This is a genomic window from Bacteroidota bacterium (assembly GCA_023957335.1).
Taxonomy (GTDB): Bacteria; Bacteroidota; Bacteroidia; order NS11-12g; family UBA955; genus JALOAG01.
In genome coordinates, this window is the sequence record JAMLHC010000002.1 from 447,938 (window position 1) to 474,217 (window position 26,280).

Below are 26,280 nucleotides of genomic sequence, written 5' to 3' on the forward strand. Positions count from 1 at the left end.
GCAGCCGCCACTACTTCAATTTTGCGACTGCGTCTTGGAGGCTTTTTAACTTACTTTCCGCGTCTGCTTGTTTCTGGCGCTCTTTTTCTACAATCTCTGCTTTGGCATTCGCCACAAAACGTTCGTTGTTCAGTTTGGCATTGACAGATTGCAGAAACCCTTGCAGATAATCAATTTCTTTGAGCAAGTTCTCTTTCTCGGCTTCCACATTCAACAATCCTTCCATCTCTACTGCAATTTCGTCTTTGTCAACAAGGAATACGATTGCTTGCGCAGAATATACTTTGCCAAAAGTCATTGTTTCCACCCCTGCCAATTTTCTGATTATCAATGCAAACTCTTGATAGATGAGCGCATCATTTGAATGAATGACAATATGCAGCGGTTCTTTTGCGGGAATACCTTTGGCATTTCTGATATTTCTAATTTCTGAAATGAGTGCCAAGGGACGGTTATCAGCCGTTTGAACAAGAGGAGAAGGCTGTGGGTACGCACTCACAATCAACGCTTCGCTTTGGGTTGAAGGAACAATATTTTGTAGTTGCTGATACAGCTCTTCTGTAATAAATGGCATGAAAGGGTGTAGCAACTTCAACAGTTCTGCAAATAATGTAAGTGTTGTATGTTTGGTTTGTGCGTCTATCCCTTCGCCAAATTTGGGTTTAACCATTTCGAGATACTGCGAACAGAAATCGTCCCAAGTAAGTTTGTACAAAGTCATCAAAGCATCAGACAATTTGTATTGTTTAAAATATTCGTGCGCGTGATTAACAGCTTGTTGTAAGCGCACTTCAAACCATGCTGCCGCAACTTTATCGGAAGTCTTGATTTCATGAGCAACATTGGCATCCACTTGCCATGAGTCCATGAGTTTGAAGGCGTTCCAAATTTTATTACAAAAGTTTCTGCCTTGTTCAACTAATGCTTCATCAAACAACACATCATTGCCCGCAGGTGCAGACAGCAAAATTCCCATTCGGGTACCATCTGCGCCAAATTGTTTAATCAAATCTAAGGGGTCGGGGCTATTGCCCAAGGATTTAGACATTTTGCGTCTTTGCTTATCACGCACAATGCCGGTAAAATATACATTCTTGAAGGGTTTTTGACCCGCAAATTCGTATCCTGCCATTACCATTCTTGCCACCCAGAAGAAGATAATATCAGGACCGGTAACCAAGTCGCTTGTGGGATAATAATATTGAAAATCTTTACTATTGGGTTCAAAACCATTGAAAACCGAAATAGGCCACAGCCAAGATGAAAACCATGTATCAAGCACATCTTCATCCTGTGACAGACGGGCAGTTTTTCCAAATTTTTGTTTATATACTTCTTGTGCATTCTCCTCATTGTCTGCTACCACAAAATTTCCGTCAGTATCATACCAAGCAGGGATACGATGTCCCCACCACAACTGCCGACTGATATTCCAATCCTTGATATTGTCTATCCAGTGTTTGTATGTGTTTTTGAACTTGTCCGGGAAGAATGTAATCTCGTCATTCATAACCGCATCAAGCACTTGCGGGTTGCGTTCCATAAATTTTTGCATATTCAAGAACCATTGTGTACTGATTCTTGATTCTATAACCGCCCCTGTTCGTTCGCTGTGCCCAATGCTGTTGCTGATATTTTTTATTTCAACGAGTAGTTCTTGTTCTTTGAGGTCTTTTACTACTTCTTTGCGTGCATCAAACCTATCCATTCCGTTGTAGCGCAAGGCGACATACTTAACCTTGCCGCTTTCATCCAGCATTTCTATTGTATCAAGTTTGTATTTTTTGCCCAAATTGTAGTCATTGATATCGTGAGCAGGCGTAACTTTCAGACATCCGGTACCAAATTCTTTGTCCACGTATTCGTCTGCAATTATGGGGATTTGCCTATTTACCAAAGGAACTTCAACGAATTTGCCAATCCATTGCTTGTATCGTTCATCGTCCGGGTGCACACACACTGCAGTGTCGCCCAGCAGGGTTTCAGGGCGTGTTGTAGCAATAATCAATGATTCGTCAGAGTCGATGATTTTGTATTTGATATGATATAATGCAGAATTTGCTTCTTTATACACAACTTCCTCATCGCTCAGGGTAGTTTTTCCCTCAGGGTCCCAGTTCACCATTTTGGTATCACGATATATCAGCCCTTTTTTATATAAATCAATAAAAACATGAATAACCGCTTTGCTCAGGTCTTCTTCCATCGTAAATCGGGTACGCGTCCAATCACAGCTTGCACCAAGTTTTTTGAGTTGTTCCAGAATAATACCGCCATATTTTTCTTTCCAAGCCCAAGCGTGTTTCAGAAAATCGTCTCTTGAAATATCCGTTTTATTAATTCCTTGTTCTTTCAACATGGCGACTACCTTAGCTTCCGTTGCAATAGAAGCATGGTCGGTACCCGGCACCCAGCAAGCGTTTTTACCTTCCATTCGCGCCTTGCGGATAAGAACGTCCTGAATGGTATTGTTGAGCATGTGCCCCATGTGCAACACTCCTGTAACATTGGGAGGTGGAATAACTATCGTGTAAGGCTCTCTCTCATCGGGTACGGAACTGAAATAGCCATGCGTGAGCCAGTATTCATACCACTTATCTTCTACCAACGCTGGGTTGTAATGCTTGCTGTCCATAGGGCTGCGAAATTAAACAAAAAAGCCATCCTTGCGGGATGGCTTTGATATCAGTGTGATTACTTGGTTAATTAGATTTTTCGAATTCCATTTTTTGATCTTGATCATTGTCGTCCTTGATGCCGTTTATGACAAGTTTGGTTTTAGTGAGTTCAACTATGGTTACGGTTGTCTCTTCACCGTCTTCATCTTTTGTTTTCACTTGAGTAGAACTGATAACTTCATAAGTACTATAAGAAGTGTCAGAACTTTCCGGGAAACCCGGTATAGTCATTTTGGTTATCCCTACAGCTGTTCCGGTACCTTTTTTAGCTTTGTCTTCTTTGAATGTGATTTTCATCTCTAAAAATTGCATCATTTCAGGGACACTGTCATTAATTTTTGTCAACTTCCATGTTCCTTCCATTTTTTCGGCAGTCGTTTGGGTTGTTCCACCTCCACCATTTCCATTGTCGTCTTTTTTGTCTTTTTTACATGCTGTAAAAGCAGTGGCGGCTACTAAGACCGCAATAAGTAATTGTTTCATAAGTATTGTTAATTAATATCGCAAATGTAAGCTATTTCAATGCATTGATATAGTTTACTTATAAAATTTCTCGCATTCAAATAACAAAGCGCAATTCATTGACACGAAAAGACTGAAATCAAGTTAAATTTAGTTCCTCAGAATCCTACGGCTCTGAACCATTTTTCGGGCACTTCTCCCTGTACTGCAATATTGTAATCATCTTCGGTACAGCCCGTCCAGCGTAATTGCTTACCAAACGGCACCTGCATCCACATCCTACCGCTAATCAAACTTTTTATAAAAACCACCTCCGGCAAAGGTGAGCCCTCCAAGGGGCAGTGAATCACCTTAAAATCTCTACTCTCAGGATTAGGAAAATCATGATAGCGATTCTCCACCCCATCTGTAAAATACCACATCATCTGAGCTATCAGTTGCGCATCTGTATCAGACATCTTCTTGGAGTTTAATTCGAGCATTGACATAGATTTGATTTTATTGGAAACACCCGCATAACGAGCTATCAAACAGGCTTCTTCACTGTATAGCCCATTGGGATTAGGTGAAGTCTGCGCTGTAAAATCAGAGCGTTTGAGCGCATTCATATCAAAACCTGCAAAATCTGCTTCGCGCAACAAAGTTTCAACATTATGAGGGTTTGCCCTAAACTCACCCAAACGCATATCATCATAAAAAAAATTATTTAACTCATCGTATGTACTCAGGTCATTATAATAAGACTGACTTGCAATCAATGAAAAATGAAACAAATGTTGGCGGTCTTGTTTTTGTTTCCATACATCAAACAGATAATCAGCAATAGGTGCATTAAAAGAAGGTGTAATCAGTGCGCAATCGGTTGAGTTTTGGAGTTCTTTTTCAACTTGCCATTGTGCTAATACCACAGTTGCATTTGTGCTTAAAATAAGCACCTTAGATTGTTTGGCATACAAATACAATAAGACTTCACGCAAGCCTGCAATGTTATTTTTTTGTGATTTAGAGCTATTAAAAAGTCCTAAATCTGCTATTTGTGTGTTTTCAAAATGCTTGGCAAGGCGCGAAAATGCTTTTCGAACTTCCGGAAAATCATGTCCAACCGAAAAAATCACTAAACTATCTTCTGAAATTTTGTCCGCAGCTATCATACTGTTTCCAATAATATTAGTGCTTGGGGATGCTTTATGGACATTCTTGGCAATTGGTTGAAAAAAATTCTCTATCATAGGGGTTATTTGTGTTCAATATTCTTCTATTTGCAGCACACTTAAACAGAAGATTTTCAACAATGCGTTTAGTAACCGGAGCAACGGGATTAGTGGGCAGCTATGTGGTTTGTCAATTGCTTTTGCAAGGACACTCTGTCAGAGCACTTAAACGCAAAAATGCTTCTACAGATTGGTTTATGCGTATTGCACAAGTATGTGGAATAACAAAAAATCTTCTTGAAGAGAAATTGGAATGGGTAGAAGGAGATTTGAATGACATCATTGGGCTTGAACAAAATCTTACAGGAGTTGAACGAGTATATCATTGTGCGGCAGTTGTTACTTTCAAAAAAAATCAAGAAGAAAACCTTTTTAACACCAACGTAGGTGGAACGGCTAACCTGGTCAACGTTTGCTTGAGTGCACATGTTCAAAAGTTGTGTTATATCAGTTCCATTGCTGCTTTGTCCAGAAAAAAAGAGACTGAACAAATTGATGAAACTGCTGAATGGGAAGACTCCAAGTTAAATTCTAACTACTCTAAAAGTAAGTTTATGGGTGAACTCGAAGTTTGGCGTGGGAAAGAAGAAGGGCTGGAAGTTGTTATCCTCAATCCGGGATTTATACTCGGTTTTGGCAACCCGGACAGAAGTTCGGCTTCTATTTTCAAGAAAATTGCAAAGGGATTCACTTTTTATACGCAAGGTGTCAATGGCTATGTAGATGTTTTGGATGTTGCCAAAGCAGCAGTTCTGCTCAATGAAGGAGATAATAAGAGTGAGCGATTTGTATTGGTGGGATTTAATATTTCTTACAAAGAACTATTCTTCACCATTGCCAAAGAAATGGGCAAACGACCTCCCACCTTTGAGGTACGCCCTTGGATGGCTAAAACATTGAAGTTTACGCTGAATATCTTAGCCAATATTGGCATTAGAACAAATTTTATAACTCCTGAAACCATTACCAACTCTATGAATAAGTACTATTATAATTCGGACAAGATAAAGACACAAACAGGATTTGAATTTACTCCAAAAGAGCACACAATAAGAAGAATTGTCAGTGAGTTTAAGGAGTATGGGGGAAAACCTTTTTAAGAATGTAGTATTATACCAACGAATGTTACAAATGAATAATCAAACGGAGGCAACGAATTCAAAAAAAAGTGTGTCTTTAGTACAGAGAAAAATGGTACATAATTTGAAACAGTAAAATAAAGAGAGAAAAAGCCATGGCACAAAAACCTGAAATACAGCCTCACAACAACGTAAGAAAAGGAGTTCAAAAACCACAACGTGTATCTGACAGAGGTTTTGAACAAAAAGCAGCCGGAGTTTAGTTTTTACTAAACTCAGCACTTATTCTTTTAACCTTGTTCCATTCAATAATATTGATTGCTGATTTTCGCGGCTTTTTTCTTAACTAAATCCTACCCTAATCTTCCAAACACACTCAGCGGCAAGTAATGTCCATGCTCTGATTTGATGCACAAATCTCCGGTTTCAATTTTATTTTTCGGAAACAGTGACAGCAGCAAATTATAGCATAACAATGGTGAATAGCCAAGAGAATAGAGATTGATAATCAATTTACCATCAGGTTTCAGAATAGTTTTGACCATTTGCAGTAATTCTGCTAATTTTTCTTCCAAAATCCATTTTTCGCCTTTGGGTCCTCTTCCATACGCAGGCGGGTCAAGCACAATACAATCATATTGATTGCCGCGACTTTGCTCACGTTGAACAAATTTAAAAGCATCTTCTACTATCCATCGGATATTATCCAAATGATTAGATTCCGCGTTCTCTCGCCCCCAATTGACCACATTTTTTACAGAATCAATATGCGTAACAAGAGCCCCGGCTTTGGCTGCTGCCAATGATGCTATTCCAGTATAGGCAAATAAATTGAGTACTTTCTGTCCTTTTTGAACATGTTGCAATAAAAATTCCCAATTTGACGACTGTTCAGGAAAAATACCAATATGTCCAAAACCTGTCATCCTCAGGTTGATTTTTAGAGAAACGCTTGAAGAAACATATTGCATAGTCCAAATTTCCGGCATTTTCTTCAAAATTTTCCAGCCTCCTTCAAGCTCATTTTCTTTAGCAGGATTTTGCCTGAAATCCGGTTTGCGCACAAACTCAGCGTGCGCCATTCTATACCAATCCTTCATTTCGAGTTTAGGCTGCCAAATTGCCTGAGGTTCAGGACGAATCAGAATATATTGCCCAAACTGTTCGAGTTTGCACTTATTTCCGCAATCAATCAACCGGTATTCCTTCCACTGAGCAGAAGGATAGTCAATTTTTATAAGAGAGTCTGTAGTCATCTTTTCAGATATTTTGAGAGGCATCTTCAATAGCCGCAATTCCGGGTAATTCTTTGCCCTCAAAATACTCAAGCAACGCGCCTCCACCGGTACTGATATAGCTCACTTTGTCTGCAAAACCAAATTTGCGTACAGCGGCAGCACTATCACCACCGCCAATCAGGGTAAAAGCACCTTTGTCGGTAGCTTTGGCAAGCGATTCTGCCACTTTGCGCGTTCCGTTGCTAAATTTTTCCATTTCAAAAACTCCCATGGGTCCGTTCCACAAAATGACTTTCGAGTTTTCTATAATAGTGCAAAAAATTTGGACACTTTCCATACCTATATCCAGCCCCATCCAACCATCCGGAATGGCATTGTTCTTCGCAGAATCAGTCATTGCATCTTCTGCAAATTTATCTGCAATCACACTATCCACTGGCAATACAAGGTTTACGTTTTTAGTCTTTGCCTTTTGTATCAATTCTTTACAAAGTTCAACCTTATCATTTTCGCTCAATGAATTACCTATTTTGCCACCCATTGCTTTGGCGAAGGTATAAGCCATTCCGCCTCCAATCAGGATATTTTGAGCAATATTCATCAGATTCTCAATGATGAGCAATTTATCTGAAACTTTAGCTCCACCAACAATTGCAGTAAAAGGTTTTGGAGGATTATTCAGTATGATTTGTGCATTCTCAATTTCCTTTGCCATCAAATAACCGAAGCATTTTTTTAAAGGAAAAAACTGTGCAATGATGGCAGTAGATGCATGCGCACGATGAGCAGTTCCAAAAGCGTCATTGACATAGAATGTTCCGAGTTTTGCCAACTTTTGTGCAAATGCCGCATCACCTTTGGTTTCTTCTTTATAAAAGCGTAGATTTTCCAACAAAAGAATTTCCCCGGGTTTGAGTGCAGATGCCAACTTTACAGCCTGTTCTCCAACACAATCATCGGCAAAAAAGACTTTAGCTCCTGTTAGTTCAGACACTCTGGACACAATATGTTTGAGTGAGAATTTATCTTCCGCACCTTCCTTGGGTCTGCCCAAGTGTGACATCAATACAACAGAACCTCCGTCTTTGAGCACTTTGTTGATGGTAGGAACTGCCTCTCTGATTCTGGAATCGTCCGTAATATGTTTATTGACATCCAATGGCACATTGAAGTCCACTCGCATCACCACTCTTTCATTGTTAAAATTAAATTGTGCTACTGTTTTCATTTGTTATGAAGTAATCATTTTATGTCTGCGAAAATAATAGCAGAAAATCAAAAAGCATACACAGCAATTCCACCTTTCTAATTTTTTCTTTTAACAAATCAAAATCATTGCAAATAGCATTTCGCTCCTGTGAATGAAGGGATTTCTACTTATTTTCCAGATAGTTTTGTAAGTTTTCCGGTATTTCAGAAAAGAAATTATAACCGGTTGAGTGCTCAATTTGCTTGATACTGGTACGGTATCTCTGCCATGCATCCTTTCTAATACCTTGTATATTGGGCATCATGACTGCATATACTGCCGTGCTCGAATCTATGTTATCAAGTGAATTCTTGCTAGCTATGACAATTTTAAAACACGAATCCGGGATAGCCACTTTTCCAAGCTTATTCAGCGTAGTATTGCTGTGATACACTCCACCGGCAACAATCAATAGTTTGTATCCACTATCCAAACAAAGTGTTTTACAAAAATTTTCAAATTTCAGCCATACTCCTCTATTCAAATCAGGGGTTTGGGGCATCACATTACTCATCCAAAACGTAGCTTTGTTGTCCTCCGGTGAGCGCGACCTTTCGTGGCTTTGTACAACATGTCCTCTGTCATATCCGGTGCCTGTGTAGTCATTGTGTGTGGGTTTATAAAAAGAATCGGGCAAGGTATAATCAGTGATAAAATTTCCTTTGAATCGTCCGGCAGTACCATACCATGTATCATCTAATTCCCAACTTGCCCAGTTTGGCACTCCTTTGAAACGGTTGTATGACAATGCATATTGCGCTCTGAAAATCAAGTAGTCATTACTTGTGTCAGCATCATAGGGTGTTCCCCAAAGGACGTGAATTTTTACCGAATCCGGAAGTGTGGAAGTGGTAATGAGATAAGGGTTATGATGAGTAGGAACTTTACGCGACACGACTGTATCCGTTGTCGGGTTTCCTGAATGTTGCGTTTTTGTTTCAGACAGAGGGGGTTTGAATTGTCCGCATGCAACAAAAAATATAATCATCAACAACAATAACAGCACACAAGCAATCCACCATTTAGTTTTCATTACTAAAAATTTCAATACAATATTAATTCATGAGCATTGTAGCAATTCAATATTTAATCCACAATGAGAAAGTGCGAGGGACACTCATTTTTTGAGGCTCATTGCAATAATTTGTTCTTCACAGTCTTTACTCAAAAGTAAACTTCATTCCAATGTCTAAAAAAACTTATACCCCACTTTGGCTCTTGGTATTCAAAATGGTTTTGTAGTGCAAGTTCAACCGCTATTTTAGGAAAATTAATACCGGCACCCAAACATGCGACTGTTGTTCCTTGTACTCTGGGGTTGATTTCCAAAATTTTGAAACTTCCGTTTTCGGCTTTTTTTAATTGCACACCTACAATCCAATTCATTTTGAGCAAGCCTACTATTTGAGTTACATAGCTAATGATTTCTGCATTCTTGAGCATTTTACCTCTTGTACTGATTCCTCCTTTGGTCTCCAAGCGCAGACGCGGCACTATTTGCAACACTTTGCCATTTTGTGCTAACACATCGACTGTATATTCTTCACCGGGGAGGTATTCACTCACAACATAATCAGGCATTGGGTTTTGAGAGAAAATATATTCCAATTTCTGCAAACTGATATAGCGACTATCAGGTTTATGATTGAGTAACAAATCCAGTTCATTGATTTGTGAATCTATGATTCTAAAACCGCGCAGTCCATTGCTTACACAGGGTTTAATAATCACTTTTCGGGCGGGATATCCCAATGCACAAATCGCTTGTTTCATATCTTGCCAATTATTTACTCTCACAAAGTCGGGGGCAAGAGTATTATTGTCAATCAAAGTTTGATAAAGGAGTCCCTTGTCATTGGCTGTTTTAAGAACCTCCGGTTGCGACACAAGCACTTTTATATTTTCATTTTCAAATTGATTGAGCGCATTGCTAAAATGAATCAATTCACGGGTTACAAGCGGAAGAATTAAGTTGATTTGAGCTTTTCGGCAAATATTCAAGACAGTTGGGATAAACTCTGTATGGTCTGCATCGGGAATGTCAAAAAATGCGTCTGCGAGGTATTTTCCATAAGCTTCTGCGTTTCGGTCGCAAGCTGTGATATGAACATTGGGTATTTCGCGCAAACAGCGAATAATTCCCTCTGCTCCGGGTGCGCCTCCACCGGTGATTAATATGTTTACCCTACTTACTGTCATTGGGCGCAAATAAAGTTAAATATGAGTTTATCCACTCTTCTTTGTTATAATGTTTTTGGGCAAATGCAAACGCACCTTCGCTCCAACATTCCCATTCTTCTTGGTTCATTTGAGCAAACAAACTCAACTTTTCACTAAAAGCACTTTTATTATCCAATGCAATATCAAAACCTGCTTTTTCAGTTTCCAGTTTACGCCACGGAGTTTGGTCTGAAATTAAGACAGGACAAGCACTTGCAAAAGCTTCATAAATCGAGTGTCCGAAATTCTCATTAGCAGACGGCAAACAAAACAAATGATATTGCGCACTGATGTCATTTAATTCATCCGGTGCAACAGCCCCTTTGAGATTAAAATACAAGTTAGGAATTTGTTGTGCCAAACGGTTCAACTCCTCTGCATATTCTTTGTCTTCGACAGGTCCATAAATATCAAAAGTGATGTGTATATCTATCGGATATGCTTGCAAAGACTGCAACAATACTTCTATTTTTTTGATAGGAACGACACGGGTTACAGAGTACATTTTGAGTTCGCCTTGTACCTTTTCAGGGCGATTTTTTAATTTGCTTGGCAATAAGGGGATATTGGAAAGTACATAAATTTGTTTGGCTTGGGGAAAGAATTTTTTGATTCTGCTTTCCTCCTCCTGCGAAGTTGCATGCCAAACTACTTTGTCAAACAAGCCCAGACCGCGTGCAAAAGAAATAAAAATAAGTTTTTTAACAGATTTAATCTCTAATGCGCCCTCGTTCAACATTCCGCGAGGCGACACTACCACTTTTTTTGAAGGAAAATAGGTTTTCAAAATAAACAAAGGCAAAATGGAAAACTTGGGCGAATAAATTCCATTTACATGAAAAACTCCTTCGGGAAACTGCAAAATCCAATCTCTAATAATAGATTTCTTGGGTTTTGAGCAATACATAACCTGCTCTCCCGAGTCTTGCTCAATCCATTGATTGCTCTCAACATCCGGCATTGTTCCATCAATTTCCTTATTTCCGCACATCATAAACAAGTCGGCATATTCGCCTAATAATTCAGCCAAGTTGACCATTGACCTCACGGGACCGCCTGCTTTAAAAGCAGGTTTATACCAATCAATAAAGGAGAGTATGGCAGGTTTAGGATTTTCGTTCATACTAAAAGTCAAGACCGAGTGAAAAATGATTAAAAAAGCGTGTTGGCGCACCATCCATCATTCCCCATGCAGCATCATACTTAATAAAATATGAGTCCAACTTCATTCGGGCACCAAAACCGGTTCCCAAAATAAAGGGATTTCTATTGGCAGTAACCGTTATATCTATATCCGGTTTGTTTATTATCGTAGTATTAAAAGGATTCTTGCTACTGTATGGGTTATCTCCGACCCATGCTGTACCAATATCGGCAAAGGCAACCAAGGCGAAGCTCCTAATCCATTCATACTGGATAGGCTTCTGAGTTAAATATGCAAAAACCGGCAATCTTAACTCGGAATTAAGCACCATATAGGAAGTTCCTGAACGAGCATTAAGTGGAAATCCTCTTACCGGAGCACCAATAGTTTGCAGCGCAAATTCGGAATTACGCAAGTTGCCCACATTTCCTTCAAATTTGCTGTAATACCAGTTTTCCGGTCCTCCAACAAAATAGGCTGTTTTGAGCGAGCCCACAGAAGAATTCGCCACAAATCGGTTTGCCCAAATCAATTGCCTATGTAGTTTAGTATAATTTCTAATATCTATTCCCAACATCAAATCCATTCCTTTACGACTAAGCCCAAAATAAGGGTCGGCAAATATTTTGATACGTGTGCCTTGCAGCATATTCAATCCTCGAGAAACTGTATTATCAAAGACATAACCCAGCCTTGTGCCTAATAAATATTGTTTTAAATCATGATGAAATAATGATTCGCTATCTACTGCCAAATCAATATGCATATCATTTCGGAATAATATTCTGGCTTCAATCCGCGACCGGTCACTCAAAGGCAATTCAAATCCTATACCACCTTGAGTAAAAATATTTCTTTGATACAGCCCTTGATCATCAAAGTAACGAGCACGTCTGTTAAAGAACACTTCTTTATTAATCTTGCCCTGCCTGTTATTATACTTAAAATAATAATCCGAACCATCCAAAGTCCCCATAATTCTTGCCCCCGCCTGTATTGTATGATTATTGAACATATCACTCAACGAGAAAGTAACATGCGGACTGACTAAGGTGGAGTGAAAAATACTTTCGTTGAGTCCCCCTTGAAAGTAGTAATCCCCGATAATAGAATTATCCAACAACTTCAACAGAAAATAATCTACGTGCACCAAAGGAATTACTTCATTTCCAAATGTAAGCTCATTTTTCATTGTGGGTTCGGGCGTATGGTTGGGAGAGACATAATCAACACGTGGAAATTGTATTTGAAATGAAGGTGGTAGAGCATCACTGATCTTATTTGTATCCTGCGCAACCGAATCAGATTGTACACCACCGGATGGGATTTCAATAATCGGTTGATTGGGCACTATATACTTTGGCTGTTTTGTATTACTTATTTCTTTACGATAAAGTGTGGTGTTTTGAAACGGCACATAAGAAGAACTAAGAAAATCAGCCATATTGAAATTGGATATATAAATTTTGTATTTCCCTTGAATGTATAGCATCTCCGCAATTTTTGCATTTTCAACAGAAACACTCTGAAACAATATACTGCGGTTATAATTGGTAAGTTTCTTATATTCTGAGTACTCAACTTCTTTCCCTTTAAATTCAACGAGATAACTATTAAAAATACCATCTATATCGGAAGTGAAAGAAATATAATTACCACCTTGATGTATGGGCTGAGAATAGTTTACAGAATAATTAACGGGTGTGATTCGGGTGCTTTCTTTGGTGTTTATATTATAGTAAAAAACACCTTTAGTCGAATTAAAAAGAGCAAAACGAGATTCATCTTTACCGCCACCTATTGCATTGGAAATATAAAGAATATTACCGTCTTGTGTAAAAGAGACTTCCGAAATATCAAAGATATTATCCGTAAGTTGCGTAAACCCTTTTTCGCCTTTATTTCTATAGTAAAGATTGGTTTTACCATTCTTAAAGGCAGCAATGACAAGAGCATTCCCATCATGAGAAAAATCAAAATCCTTTACCCAATCAAATTCTCTCAAATCCGTTGTATTAAGTTTCTTACCAGAAATTGAAAACTCTGTCAGCGAAAGAGTTCCATTTTTTTCTTGCAAAACTCCTACTCTATTTTTATCAATCCATTTCACAGTGGGAAAAAAGTAATTAGGCTCTCGTGTATAGGTTTTGCTACCACCACCAAACAGAAATTTAGTACCGCGTTGCGAGATAGAATAAATCCACACTTTATATGCCCCTCGATTGTTGGTAACAAATGCTATTTTCTTGCCATCAGGGCTCAAACTCATATCGGTATGTCTGATAGCAGCATATTTACCGAGCTTGCTTTCCTCTCCTCTTGGTGGGATAAATCCGGCAATATCCTTAGTGTATCTGTCTTTATAAAAAGCAATCCATTCCTTAAGAAACTGCGAGATACTTAAATCAGTATAGGCTTCAATTCCACTTTCTACACTCCTTGATATTCGGACATTAAAGAGGATATTTCGGATTCTTTCTTTGCCGTATTTTCTTTCAAGAAAAAACCAAATACTATGTCCGGCAAAAACGCTGAGGTCTTTGTCCAAAGACGTAAAATTATTAAATCGACCTTGTTCAACAGCATCGCGCATCAGGTTGTCATTGCTTGTATTCCATTGCTCTGCAAGATAAGCCGCAAGCCCGTCCACAAACCATTCCGGTAGCGTAATCAGCGCACTGCTCTGCACTCTTTCGAGCATTGTCCCCCCTAATACCATTTCGTTGATGATAGTTTTGGCAATGCCTTGTTTGATATCTTTGTTGAGTTGGTTGTAATCACCATTAAAGTAAACAAAGATTGTATTTTGAGGAGTGTAAATATATCCTCCCGCATAAAATTGCTGATCGCTGATTCCAAAATTCCCTTGTGAATAATCGGCAAAATTGGTAAAGATTATCACTCTGACACCGCTTCTGAGTTGATATTGCAGTTCTCTTTCTAATGTTTTTTTTTCAAAATTAAACTGCTGTAAAATAGTTTCAGCCATTAATGACTGACCTTTCTCATAAATAATTTCGTCAGCACCACTGTTAATTTTTTCCCAAACAAAATCCTTGTAATCCACTCTGTTCTCGCCAAAGTGAGAGTAAATGCCTTGCGCTATCAGAACAACATGTATTCTGAACAAAAGAAACACTAATAGTACTGTATATTTTAAGGGCAATTTCAAAAGCGTTTCAAAAGTAGAAAAAACAACGGTTGAAAGAAACGCAAAGAACAATTTAAGACAAACTTTATGCAGTCAAACATGTAAAGCAGACAAGAGCAGTAAAAATTACGGCACAATTAAGAATTTCACGCCTAGTTTAAAAGCAATCGGCTGTAATACCTTATTTTTGAAATCCTGAATGAAACTGATTCTGTCCTTTATTTTGTTAACAACCCCATTCTTTATCTTGGCACAAGATACCCCTTTCTCTGCTACTGAAAAATGCGGTTTCACGTCCAGACAAATGGTGGATAGACGCAGTGATGACACTAAGCTCGATATTATTTTCCAAAATTTGAAATTAGACCCCAATCCGGCAAATGGCGAGCTAAAAGGCAGCACGCTGATTATTTACAGCCCAAAAACTACAAGCTCTCAAATTGTATTTGGATTAGAAAAATCTTTAACTGTGGATTCTGCATTTAGAAACGGAGCAAAATTTAATATCACAAGACAGCCCGACAAAATCATCTTCGAATTGCTGACACCATTATCCGCAGGCAAAGCCGACACAGTTGAAATATTTTATAGTGGGAAACCGAGTTTTGATGAATTATACTACAGCCGTTCTGCGCACAAAAGCGGGAATATTGTTGCCACTCGTTCCGAACCTTATGGCTGTTATTATTGGTTCCCATGCCAAAACACACTCAGCGACAAAATTGATTCTTTAGAAGTAACAATTTATTGCGACAGTATCTATAAAGGGGTTTCAAATGGAATCTTGGTGGAAGTCGCAGACACAGGTTCAGGCAGAAATTATTATAGATGGAAACACAGCTACCCTATTGCCCCCTATTTGGTTGCAATTGCAGTTTCCCCTTATGACATTATCACAGATTATGCCCCCGTAAACAACGGTAATGATTCGCTCAGGATACAAAACTTTGTTTATCCGTTTTACAAAGAAACTGCGAAGACACTTGTCAAACAGACTATCCCCATCATGACTTTGTATGACAGTTTGTTCGGACCCTACCCATTTATGCGCGAACAATATGGACATGCTCAGTTTCATCACGGTGGCGGCATGGAGCATCAGACGATGAGTTTTATGGGCAGCTTCAGCTTTGATTTAATTGCTCACGAACTGATGCATCAATGGTTTGGAGACAAAATCACTTGCGGGACATGGCAGGATTTATGGCTTAATGAAGGTTTTGCTACATACGGGAATATGCTTTGTTACCAATACTTGAAAAACGATAGTTTATGGAAACAACAACTACAGACCAATATAGATCAGGTATTGAGTAAACCCAATGGAAGTGTTTTTGCAAAAGACACAAGCAAAATGAGCATTTTATTTGACCAAAGATTGGTGTATATGAAAGGTGCAATGGTCATTCACATGCTAAGATTTGTGTGTGGCGACAGTGCTTTTTATGCAGGTATTCGCAACTACCTTGCAGACAGTAATCTTGCATATAATTTTGCACGTCAAGGGAATTTGAAATCGCATTTGGAGCAAAGTTCAGGGCTGGATTTGGACTTGTTCTTTGAGCAATGGATTATGCGCGAAGGCTTTCCAACATTTACTATTCACTATACACAAAATACAGACAGATCGTTGCAAATCAGCATCATACAAGAAACCTCCGACCCTTCTGTGAACTTTTTTGATATCCCTGTTCCTATTATGATTAATGGAAAAAACGGAGAAAAAGAATATAGGATTCTGAAACCCACTACCAATCTTTTCAATGTTAAGATTCAGCTTGGGTTTGAAGTTGAATCTGTCCAATTTGACCCTGAAAAATGGTTGTTGGCGAGAGGAATGACAATCAAAGAAAAGTCTTCAAAATCACCGAGTTTGCTACTGTTCCCAAACCCCAACAATGGAAACTTATCAGTATTATCATTTGACTATGACATAATATCATACAGAATCATGTCAGCAGAAGGCAAAACAGTTTTATATAACAACTTCGAAATTCCGTTTCGCAAAGGAGAAAACCTTCTCATTGACATTGGTTCACTATCCGATGGTTTTTATATTTTTGAAAGCACATATAACGAAGGAAAACAAATCACTAAATTTATCAAACAATAGAAATTTAACCTTATGAAAATCTCAAGCTCAATTTCACTTATAGCAATATTGGCAGTAATCCTATTCAGTTGCAAAAAGAACGACAAACCCAATACAGAACCTCCAAAAGTCGAAAAAACTCCGGCATTGCGTTTCACATTCAAGCCCAAATTCAATGGGCAAGACATAGAGTTCAACAAAATGCAATATATAAATGCCGAAGGCGATACACTTAATTTTACACGCAGTCAGATGATTCTTTCTAATTTTGAACTAATCAAAACCAATGGAGACATAGTTAAAGTGGACACTTTTGCTTATTTAAGTTTGGGCGAAAAGCGCAACAATGTTGATATTGACATGGATTTTCCCACAGGCGAATACAAAGGAATTCGATTTATGATTGGACTTGACTCCTCAATCAACCATGGCGACCCGAACCATTGGGGCAAAAATCACCCTCTCAACCCGATTGTAAATAATATGCATTGGGGATGGCAAGGGGGCTATATCTTCTGGGTTTGCGAAGGCTATCACATGAATAACGGAAATAGCAATGAGATTTTCTCTTTTCACATGGCAACGATTCAATATTTGAAAAACATCGAATTAATCACTAACAATACTTTTAGTTTCGACAACAAGACGAAAGTACAAAGAGATATCATAGTGAATTTAGATAAATACTTCTCTACACCTCAACCCTACAGCCTGAAAAAGAATGGTGCTATTTCACATTCAAGTTCACCGGCAGAAAACTTACGCATGGATGTATTACACAACAATCTAAGTAACACATTTGAACTGAAGTAATGACAAATGGGATACGTCAAACAAGTGTTTATCTGTTAATACTCATCACAGTAGTAGCTTGTAAACGCGAGCCCAAAAAAACTGTCATTTATAATCCCACACCACATCATTTTCCCGAAAGACACACCGGCTATCCTCAGTTTGAAGCCAACGCAGACAACCCTTTGACCGAAGAAGGAATTGCGCTGGGTAGATTTCTATTTTATGACCCCATATTATCGGGAGACAGCACCCAAAGTTGTGCAAGTTGCCACCTGCAAGAAAACGCCTTTGCAGATCCACAGCGCTTTTCTACCGGTATTACAGGAGCGGTAGGCAGAAGAAACGGAATGGCATTATTCAACCTAATGTGGCATCCTGAGTTTTTTTGGGATGGAAGAGCAAGTCATATACGAGAGCAGGTAGTTGCACCTATTGCAGACCCCAATGAAATGAATTCATCAATGGAGGAAGCATTGCACAAACTCAATAATTCTAATTTTTATCGCAAATTATTTTATCAAGCATTTGGCAGAGAGATTATCACGCAAGACTTGTATGCCAAGGCGATGGAACAGTTTTTATTTTCATTGATTTCATTTAACTCCGAATTTGACAAATGGAATCGCGGAGAACCCAGCACTTTTAGCGATTCAGCATTCAGGGGCTTAGGCATTTTTAACCGTGAGCCTTCTCTTGGAGGTGCAGACTGCTTTCATTGTCACGGCAATATCCAATTCGGCAGTTTCAAAATGACAAATAATGGTTTGGATGCAGAACACATATCCGACTTGGGCTATGCCGAGGTAACCGGCAAGGAATATGACAAGGGCAAATTTAAAGTGGTCAGTTTAAGGAATATCGAACTGACGGCTCCTTATATGCACGATGGCAGGTTTGCTACGCTGGAAGAAGTCATTGATTTCTATGCACAAGGTGTTCATGCCAACTCTCCCAATATAGACCCTCAAATGGACCAGATACCACAAGGTTTAAATTTGGATGCAAAACAAAAAGCAGACTTGATTGCTTATCTGAAAAGCTTGACAGACCACAGTTTTATTAACAATTCCAAATTTTCAAATCCTTTTCATTAAAAAAATGAGCGCAACCACTATTGAAGAATATGCTGAAAATGCTTCCACTCTGAATGATTTGCTTCTGGATGAGTTAGAACGCTACACCCAAACCAATATGTTACAACCGCGAATGTTAAGCGGAAAAGTACAAGGGCGTTTTTTATCTTTTGTCAGCAAACTCATCCAACCTATCCATGTATTAGAAATTGGCACCTATTCAGGGTACTCTGCTTTGTGTATGGCAGAAGGATTAACTTCAAACGGGATGCTTCACACCATTGACATCAATGATGAATTAGAAGATGTACATGACAAGTTTATTAAAAAATCACGCTTTTCACGTCAAATCCATATCCACTATGGAAATGCACTAAATATTATACCCGAAATCAGCCTATCAAAATGGGATTTGGTTTTCATTGATGCAGACAAATCCAATTATCTGAATTATTATAAAATGGTTTTACCTAATATGAATAGAGGAGGCGTACTCATTGCCGATAATGTGTTGTGGAGTGGCAAAGTTTTGGACATTAAAGAGCGTGAAAATGACAGGGATACCAAGTCATTACATGAATTCAACCAATTTGTTTTGAATGATAACAGAGTAGAAAATTTTTTACTACCGTTCAGAGATGGACTCATGATTGTGAGGGTTAATAATTAAAAAATAATTGGCTGGTTTATACATCCATATCCCTTTTTGCCGTCAGGCTTGTATCTATTGCAACTTTCATTTCAAAGCCGGCAATCAATCTACACAAGCAATGACAGATGCCATTTGCAAAGAGATAAAATTAAGAAAAGACTATTTAGGGAAAGAATCCATCAACACTCTTTATTTCGGAGGTGGCACCCCTTCCATTCTACCTGCAAAGGAAATAGAGCAGATTATCAATACAGTTTATCAAGAATTTAATATTTCATCTCTGACAGAAGTGACTTTAGAAGCAAATCCGGATGATTTAGATAAACAAAAATTAATGGCTTTGTTTGGCATGGGTGTAAACAGGCTGAGTATTGGAGTTCAATCCTTTGAAGACAAAGCGCTCAAATGGATGAATAGAGCACACACAGCACGAGAAGCCATCAAGAGTATCAAAACTGCACAAGATTTAGGTTTTCAAAATATCAGTATTGACATCATTACCGGCATTCCCGTAGTGGGCAACATACAACACATCACAGATATTGAGCAAGCATTATCGTTACAACCACAGCACCTTTCATGTTATACCCTTACCCTTGAGCCGAACACAAGTTGGGAAAGGCTTATCAGATTAAAACATTTTCCTAAGCCCAAAGAAAAGGAACAAGCAAAAGCATTTGAAGAATCAATAGCCTTAATCAAATCAAAGGGATGGATACACTATGAAATTTCAAATTTTGCATTGTCAGATGAGCACATCTCCAAGCACAATAGCTCATACTGGGAGAAAGCACATTATCTTGGAATAGGACCTTCGGCACATTCATACAATGGACATTCTCGAAGATGGAATCTGACGGCACATAGTCATTATATGCAAAACCTCAACCAACAGTTAGAACCTCCGCATGAAATTGAAACGATTACACCCACAATGGCCTTTAATGAAGCCATCATGACAGGCATTCGCACTGCCAAAGGAATAGAACTTAATTATCTTAAAACAATGTTACCCGGAGAGTCTGATAAATTATTACAGAAAGTAATCAGCAAGCCTTTGAATCAGCAAGTTTATATTCAAGGCAACAGATTGATTTGTAAAGAAGAAGCTTTATTATTTTCAGATGCGATAGCGGCATGTCTATTTGCAGACGAGTAGGTTTACTTAACTACTTTTACTTCTGTTTCCAATGTTTTGGAAAGTATTGCAGCTGCTAAGTCCGGGTCTAAATTAGGGAAGGAAGTAGTAATCAAAACAGTACTCATACTTTTGGGATATATAAATTTCACACCCAGTACATGTTCTAATCGTTCTACAACGTCAGACAATGGCTCATTGACAAACTCTAGTTTGCTATCCAACCAAGCTAAAATAGAATTCGAATTAAATGAAGAAATACTCACTTCGTTGGTTAATTGGTTGGCTATCGCCAAATCACCCGGTTTCAAAACAGCAACCTTATGTTGGATAAAATTCAACTCAACAGAACCTTCTGTGAGAGCCACTTTCACCAGATTTTGAGTAAATGCATTTATATTAAAATGAGTGCCGGTTACTTTTGTTTCAAGATTTCCGGTAGTAACCACGAAAGGTAGTTCTTTGTTTTTGCTCACATCAAAGAATGCTTCACCTTGCAAGGTAATATTTCTGTGTTTGGAGCCAAATTTCGAGTCTGTTATTACTTTTGAATTGTGATTCAAAGTAATTTGTGTTCCATCATTTAATGTAATAATCTTATTCTGAGATGTGGCAACGTATTCAACAGGCGTAATTTGGACTGACTGATAATAATAGATAGCACCAAAGGCACACAACAAAGCCAAACTTGCGGCAACTGCCCAAGTTTTAAAGTAATTTACTTTTAATGGTTTAGGTGCTGCTTGTGGATGAATCCTGTCAGTGAGTTGCATCCAAGCTTTGTCAACGTTCAGTTGCGGGTATTCAAAATTTTCAGCCGCTTCCCAAATAGTATAAAAGCAACTCTCACTCTCAGGGAGGGAGTAGCCTTTCTCTAAGTCTGAGAGAATATTACTGAAGTTTCTTTTTTCTTTTTTCATTTTACTTCACAACCGCAATTCCAGGGCTGTTCATTAAGTTTTGCTTTATGTATCCAAGGAACAACTGGTTTGTACTGTTAGTTTTTAACCAATTTTTTATAAACTCTTCCTCATCGGGAGTGCAAAGACCACAAATATATTTTGTGATTAAATTTGCTTTAAGTTCGTCTTTCATCAACTGCTAAAACAACAAAAGATAATCTTTCCCCCAAAAATCAGTGTATTTTTTAATAAATATGGTCCAGAGCCAATGAAATCAATGTCCATAGAGGAATTGCGCCATTATTTTTGTCTATTGTTTTGTGCCGTTTTTCTATTCCTTCTTTTATTTGTTTAATAGCAATACTGATTTGGTTCTCGACAGTCTTTGGGCTGATATCCATAATGTCGGAAATGTCTTTATATGAGAAACCTTCTTTACGGCTCAAAACAAACACCTGCTTGCAGCGAGGTGGCAATTTTTCAATGAGCTCAAGCACAAGTTTTTCTGTTTCTTTAGTGTAGAGTATTTCAAAGGGATTGGAATAAGCCTTGTGAGAGAGATTCTCTATAGATTCAACTTCCTGTATTTCAAGCTTTCTTTTTTGCAGAAAATTTAATGATTTATTACGTACTGCTTTGTACAAATAGGGCTTCAACTGCAAATCGAGAGTAAGCACATCGCGTTTTTCCCAAATCGCAACAAAAGTGTCATTCACAATCTCTTGTGCATCATCGTCAGAATGCACAAATTGCTTGCAGAAATAGTGCAAGGCACGGTAGTACTGTCTGTACAAAAGTTCAAATTGGGTTAGTGAATTTTGCAAAAGAAAACCGGTAATTATGGAACAAAGCAAAGCTAAACAAACACAATACTGAAAAGTATATTTCCACAGTCTTAATCTTGCGAAGTACTTTGCACAACGGCAGGTGTGACAGGATTTAACATTCTTTTGTACATATCGGGCTTGGCTGTTTCTTTACTTTGTTTAATATAACGTTCCATTATCAACGATGCAATTGGGGCAGCCCACGTAGCGCCAAACCCTCCATTTTCAATTACAACCGCAACCGCAATTTGTGGATCTTCTTTGGGTCCAAAACCTACAAAAATGGAGTGGTCTTTACCGTGTGGGTTTTGAGCAGTTCCTGTCTTTCCGCATAAATTCAGTCCCGGAATAGAAGCCCAAAATGCGGTACCTCCAGGTTGATAGACAAAGTTCATGGCTTCAATTATGAGAGGAAAATATGCAGTATCAACCGATACATAATGTCGTTGTAAGTTCTCAGGGCGATGAGCTTTGTTCCTGCCAATATATTTAACAACATGGGGACGAATATAATATCCTCCATTGGCGATGATAGCCGTAAAATTTGCCATTTGAAGCGGTGTTACACCCACTTCTCCTTGACCTATGCCTATAGAAACCACATTAGAAGAACGCCAATTTTTACCAAACACACGCGTATAAAGTTTTACGGACGGTAAAATACCTTTTGATTCTCCCGGTATATCAATGTCAATATAAGAGCCTATTCCGAATGTATTTAAGTGTGCAATCCAAGCATTCAAACCCTCTGATACATTAGCATATTTAGGGTTATCTACAATATTTCTAAATATATGACAGTAATATGCATTGCAAGATGTTTGAATTGAGTATCTAAGGTTAACGGGGCTGGCATGAGCGTGGCAACCTACTTTTCTATTACCTAAAACATATCCTCTGTAACAGGAAAAAGTGGTTTGGGGGGTAATAATTCCTTCTTGCAGCCCAATTAATGCTTCTACGGGTTTAAAAGTAGAGCCGGGCGGATAAGGTGCTTTGAGTGCTCTGTTAAACAGCGGTTTCTTGGGGTCTAAAAGGAGTTTTCTGAAATTTTTATTTCGTTCGGGACCCGTGAGTTCATTGGGATCGTAGGCAGGGCTATTGGCAATACATAAAACTTCTCCCGTTTTGGGGTTAATGGCTACGATACTACCGGTTTTATTAGCTAATAATTCTTCTGCTAATTCTTGCAAATCAAGGTCAATGGAAGTGAAAAGGTCTTGTCCGGGTGTAGGCTCGGTGTCATATACTCCATCTGCAAAATTTCCTTTTTCAATATTGTGTTTATCTACAATCATCACGCGCACACCATTATTGCCGCGCAGTTCTTTTTCATAGCTTTTTTCAATCCCGGTAACTCCAATAAAATCACCCTGTTTGTAATAGCGATCTTTTTCAATATCTTCTTTGGTTACTTCACTTGTGTAGCCTAGAACATGAGCCATTCCGGTTACTTTATATTTTCTATCCGTTTTATTTTCTATATAAAAACCGGGGAAAAGAAAAAGATTTTCTTGAAGTATAGAATATGCGGGAGTACTCAGGTTTTTGGCTATCAGTGCTGGCTTGCGCGAAGAAAAACTTCTGGCTTTTTGGAGTTTAGATTTGAGCTCTGCAGTATCCATTCCCAAAATTCGGCATAGTGCTATAGTGTCAAACTGTTCCGTTTTGATTGGAACTACCAACAAATCATAAACATAATCATTATACACAATGAGTTTCCCGTTGCGGTCATATATTGTACCACGCACCGGATGTAATGTAATTTCTGCCGAACTGTTTCTTAATGCTTGTTTTAAATAATCCTCTCCTTTGAATAATTGCAGAACAGCAACTTTATAAATGAAGACAATACCTACTACTACAAGCGCACCATAATAAACCCATATCTTAAAATTATTTTGGCTACTCATTTGGATGTCCTAAAAGTTCTAAAAAACAATTCTTCGGATAATAACAAAAACAAATAGGTGAGGATGGTGCTGCCCAACCAAGTAGGAACAAAGACAGTAATAAAATCATGCCCCAAAGATTCCAAAAAGAACACCCAAAAATGATGAATCAGAATGAACGAAAGTAGAAAGATTGTTTTAAATCTTCTTTTCCCTTTATTGAGCCAGCTTCCTTTTTCGTCTTCTCGGGTGGGAGCAGTATTTACATTACCGATGGTAACAAAGGGTTTAATTAATCCTAACAATAAACAAGCAGAAGCGTGAATTCCATAAGAATTAAGAAAGACATCATACAATAAGCCCACCATAAAAAATACTAAAACAGACAGCCATTTTGGCATCACAGGAGGAAAATAAAGCAGAAAAAAGAGATATACAAAAGGATGGAACCAGTAGGCTACATGGATGTTTTCTAATATCACAATCTGGACACCAAAACAATAGATAAACATCAATATATACTTCTGCCAATCTTTCATCTTCAATTTTGACTTTCTATCTGTTTATTAAACTTTTCAAACTCTGCTTTGAATAAATCTTTCACAATATACACCTCTCTGAGTTGGCTAAACGAGGTGGACAACCGGACTTTTGCTTTCAAGAAACTACCGTCAATCTCTTTTACATCCTCAATTACACCGATGGGTATATTCTCAGGAAAGTTTTTAGAATAAGGACTCGTAACAACCCTCTGCCCTGCATGCACTTTCTCATAACGATTAATACCCTCAAGGTAAGCATAATAAGGGCTTCTGTTACCCCAAATCAGTTTGCCTTGCGATAAGTTGAGTTCTTTAATTTTAGGTGAAACGATTGCTCTGGCATTCAGAATACTCATAACAAGACAAAAATTATCCGACACATCTTCAACCACACCAACAATTCCATCGGGTCCGAACACTCCCATACCTTTTTCAATCCCGGCTGACTTGCCTTTATTGAGAGTTAGAAAATTATTTTCTTTGTCCACACTATTACCTATGACAGATGCAGGCACATACACATAATGCTGTTTGTAAAGTGTATCATTGATATAGAATGTGTCTTTTGTTTGCATATAGAAATTTTCTTTGAGAAAACCTCTCAAATACAAGTTTTCGTTCACAAGCGAGCGATTGACATCTCTGAGATTTCTATATTCGTTAATATTATTAAAAAAGGACTTAATATTTCCGGTTATAGAATTGGATGTATTAAAAAAAAATATTTGATATAATGCGTGAAATCTGACAACCAAGGTTATCGAAAAAGCCTGAAAAACAACAAAAAGTATCAGGTGAAGGTAGGTCTTGATAAACTGTATAACCGAACCCATAACATACTCACGCTAAGTTTTTTATTGCATTAAGAATTTGAATCTGCCAATATTTCTAAGAGCAATACCGGTTCCTCTGACAACGGCTCTGAGTGGGTCTTCTGCAATTGTAACAGGTAATTTAGTAATATGAGAAATACGTTTATCCAAGCCTCTAAGCAAGGCTCCTCCTCCGGTCAAATACAATCCGGTTTGATAGATATCGGCTGACAATTCGGGCGGGGTACGCTCCAAAGCCCTGAGAATAGCTTCTTCCATTTTGCTGATGGATTTGTCCAAAGCCAAAGCCACTTCGGTATAAGAAACCATTACTTGCTTTGGAATACCGGAAACCAAATCTCTGCCTTGTACGGGAAAATCCTCCGGTGGGTTATCCAACTCAGACAAAGCCGAACCAACATTAATCTTGATCTTCTCTGCGGTTCTTTCACCAATTTGCAAACTATGCTCTCTGCGCATATAATCAACGATGTCAGAATTAAATTCATTTCCACCAACAGTAATTGATTCATCACACACTATACCACCTAAAGCAATAACAGCAATTTCCGAAGTTCCACCACCTATGTCAATAATCATATTACCCATCGGTTCGGTAACATCAATTCCAATACCAACGGCAGCAGCCATAGGCTCATGAATCATATAAACTTCTTTGCCACCGGAACGTTCAGCAGAGTCTTTTACTGCTCTGCGTTCAACCTCAGTAATACCTGAGGGAACACAAATAACCATTCTCAATTGAGGGGAAAATGTTCTGCCAATATTGATTTTTTTAATCATCCCTCTAATCATGTGTTCAGCAGCCAAAAAGTCTGCAATAACCCCATCTTTCAAAGGCTTAATGGTTTTAATATTTTCGTTCTCCTTACCTTGCATTTGCATTGCCTCATGACCGATGGCAAGCACTTCGTTGGTAGAGCGTTCGATAGCAATAATAGATGGCTCGTCTACAACAACTTGGTCTTTGTATATAATCAAAGTGTTGGCAGTGCCCAAATCTATTGCGAGTTCCTGTGTAAAAAAGTTAAAAAGTCCCATTGTCAAAATCCGTCAGAAGAGAGGGTGCAAAATAATAGAATTTACAACCATTTGATGTTAC

General features: G+C 38.4%; 22 protein-coding genes. 6 read left to right on the forward strand and 16 right to left on the reverse strand.

Features of this window, described 5'->3' with window-relative positions; translation table 11 throughout:
- Nucleotides 1-10: 10 nt before the first annotated feature.
- From M9892_05350 to M9892_05360, 3 genes are all read right to left on the reverse strand, one after another.
- Nucleotides 11-2,635: a valine--tRNA ligase gene (locus M9892_05350; protein ID MCO5253776.1), complete on the reverse strand. Its 2,625-nt coding sequence runs from the start codon at nt 2,633-2,635 to the stop codon at nt 11-13.
- A 67-nt stretch (nt 2,636-2,702) separates the two neighbouring features.
- Nucleotides 2,703-3,161 carry a lipocalin family protein gene (locus M9892_05355; protein MCO5253777.1) on the reverse strand — a complete coding sequence of 153 codons (459 nt, stop codon included), beginning with the start codon at nt 3,159-3,161 and terminating at the stop codon, nt 2,703-2,705.
- 137 nt (nt 3,162-3,298) lie between these two features.
- On the reverse strand, nt 3,299-4,369 hold the full coding sequence (locus tag M9892_05360; protein MCO5253778.1) for a hypothetical protein: 1,071 nt from the start codon (nt 4,367-4,369) through the stop codon (nt 3,299-3,301).
- A gap of 62 nt (nt 4,370-4,431) precedes the next feature.
- On the opposite strand from M9892_05360, the gene M9892_05365 reads away from it, so the two are divergent.
- A complete protein-coding gene (locus M9892_05365; GenBank protein MCO5253779.1) occupies nt 4,432-5,451 on the forward strand; it encodes an NAD-dependent epimerase/dehydratase family protein in 1,020 nt (339 codons plus the stop codon).
- A gap of 332 nt (nt 5,452-5,783) precedes the next feature.
- Here the strand turns inward: M9892_05365 and M9892_05370 are convergent, their stop codons facing one another.
- The 6 genes from M9892_05370 to M9892_05395 all read right to left on the reverse strand — a co-directional run bounded on the left by M9892_05370 (nt 5,784) and on the right by M9892_05395 (nt 14,411).
- On the reverse strand, nt 5,784-6,710 hold the full coding sequence (locus M9892_05370; GenBank protein MCO5253780.1) for a class I SAM-dependent methyltransferase: 927 nt from the start codon (nt 6,708-6,710) through the stop codon (nt 5,784-5,786).
- The gene (locus tag M9892_05375) at nt 6,691-7,896 is read right to left on the reverse strand and encodes a phosphoglycerate kinase (protein ID MCO5253781.1); all 1,206 of its coding nucleotides are present in this window, start codon (nt 7,894-7,896) and stop codon (nt 6,691-6,693) included. Before M9892_05375 ends, M9892_05370 begins: the two co-directional genes overlap by 20 nt.
- A gap of 145 nt (nt 7,897-8,041) precedes the next feature.
- Nucleotides 8,042-8,950, reverse strand: coding sequence for a DNA/RNA non-specific endonuclease (locus M9892_05380; GenBank protein MCO5253782.1), 909 nt, complete (start codon nt 8,948-8,950; stop codon nt 8,042-8,044).
- Between the two features lie 131 nt (nt 8,951-9,081).
- On the reverse strand, nt 9,082-10,116 hold the full coding sequence (locus tag M9892_05385) for an ATP-grasp domain-containing protein (protein MCO5253783.1): 1,035 nt from the start codon (nt 10,114-10,116) through the stop codon (nt 9,082-9,084).
- Nucleotides 10,103-11,260 (reverse strand): glycosyltransferase, encoded by a 1,158-nt coding sequence (locus M9892_05390; GenBank protein MCO5253784.1) that lies wholly within the window; start codon nt 11,258-11,260, stop codon nt 10,103-10,105. Before M9892_05390 ends, M9892_05385 begins: the two co-directional genes overlap by 14 nt.
- A gap of 1 nt (nt 11,261) precedes the next feature.
- Complete coding sequence (locus tag M9892_05395; protein ID MCO5253785.1) at nt 11,262-14,411, reverse strand: hypothetical protein; 3,150 nt, start codon at nt 14,409-14,411, stop codon at nt 11,262-11,264.
- Nucleotides 14,412-14,631: 220 nt separating this feature from the next.
- On the opposite strand from M9892_05395, the gene M9892_05400 reads away from it, so the two are divergent.
- From M9892_05400 to hemW, 5 genes are read left to right on the forward strand one after another with little or no spacing between them, the layout of a single operon-like run.
- Nucleotides 14,632-16,545 (forward strand): T9SS type A sorting domain-containing protein, encoded by a 1,914-nt coding sequence (locus M9892_05400; GenBank protein MCO5253786.1) that lies wholly within the window; start codon nt 14,632-14,634, stop codon nt 16,543-16,545.
- A gap of 12 nt (nt 16,546-16,557) precedes the next feature.
- Nucleotides 16,558-17,337: a hypothetical protein gene (locus tag M9892_05405; protein ID MCO5253787.1), complete on the forward strand. Its 780-nt coding sequence runs from the start codon at nt 16,558-16,560 to the stop codon at nt 17,335-17,337.
- Nucleotides 17,337-18,413, forward strand: coding sequence for a cytochrome-c peroxidase (locus tag M9892_05410; protein MCO5253788.1), 1,077 nt, complete (start codon nt 17,337-17,339; stop codon nt 18,411-18,413). Before M9892_05405 ends, M9892_05410 begins: the two co-directional genes overlap by 1 nt.
- A gap of 4 nt (nt 18,414-18,417) precedes the next feature.
- Nucleotides 18,418-19,062, forward strand: a complete 645-nt coding sequence (locus M9892_05415; GenBank protein MCO5253789.1) for an O-methyltransferase — start codon at nt 18,418-18,420, stop codon at nt 19,060-19,062.
- Nucleotides 19,063-19,069: 7 nt separating this feature from the next.
- A complete protein-coding gene (gene hemW, locus M9892_05420; protein MCO5253790.1) occupies nt 19,070-20,203 on the forward strand; it encodes a radical SAM family heme chaperone HemW in 1,134 nt (377 codons plus the stop codon).
- Between the two features lie 2 nt (nt 20,204-20,205).
- Here hemW and M9892_05425 read toward each other — a convergent pair whose 3' ends face one another.
- The 7 genes from M9892_05425 to M9892_05455 all read right to left on the reverse strand — a co-directional run bounded on the left by M9892_05425 (nt 20,206) and on the right by M9892_05455 (nt 26,219).
- A complete protein-coding gene (locus M9892_05425) occupies nt 20,206-21,102 on the reverse strand; it encodes a FecR domain-containing protein (protein MCO5253791.1) in 897 nt (298 codons plus the stop codon).
- A gap of 1 nt (nt 21,103) precedes the next feature.
- A complete protein-coding gene (locus M9892_05430; protein MCO5253792.1) occupies nt 21,104-21,277 on the reverse strand; it encodes a hypothetical protein in 174 nt (57 codons plus the stop codon).
- A 52-nt stretch (nt 21,278-21,329) separates the two neighbouring features.
- A complete protein-coding gene (locus M9892_05435; protein ID MCO5253793.1) occupies nt 21,330-21,908 on the reverse strand; it encodes an RNA polymerase sigma-70 factor in 579 nt (192 codons plus the stop codon).
- A gap of 71 nt (nt 21,909-21,979) precedes the next feature.
- Nucleotides 21,980-23,824: a penicillin-binding protein 2 gene (gene mrdA, locus M9892_05440; GenBank protein MCO5253794.1), complete on the reverse strand. Its 1,845-nt coding sequence runs from the start codon at nt 23,822-23,824 to the stop codon at nt 21,980-21,982.
- Nucleotides 23,821-24,342 (reverse strand): rod shape-determining protein MreD, encoded by a 522-nt coding sequence (gene mreD, locus M9892_05445; protein ID MCO5253795.1) that lies wholly within the window; start codon nt 24,340-24,342, stop codon nt 23,821-23,823. Before mreD ends, mrdA begins: the two co-directional genes overlap by 4 nt.
- Nucleotides 24,343-24,344: 2 nt before the next feature.
- Nucleotides 24,345-25,178, reverse strand: a complete 834-nt coding sequence (locus M9892_05450) for a rod shape-determining protein MreC (GenBank protein MCO5253796.1) — start codon at nt 25,176-25,178, stop codon at nt 24,345-24,347.
- Between the two features lie 21 nt (nt 25,179-25,199).
- On the reverse strand, nt 25,200-26,219 hold the full coding sequence (locus tag M9892_05455; protein ID MCO5253797.1) for a rod shape-determining protein: 1,020 nt from the start codon (nt 26,217-26,219) through the stop codon (nt 25,200-25,202).
- Between the last annotated feature and the right edge of the window lie 61 nt (nt 26,220-26,280).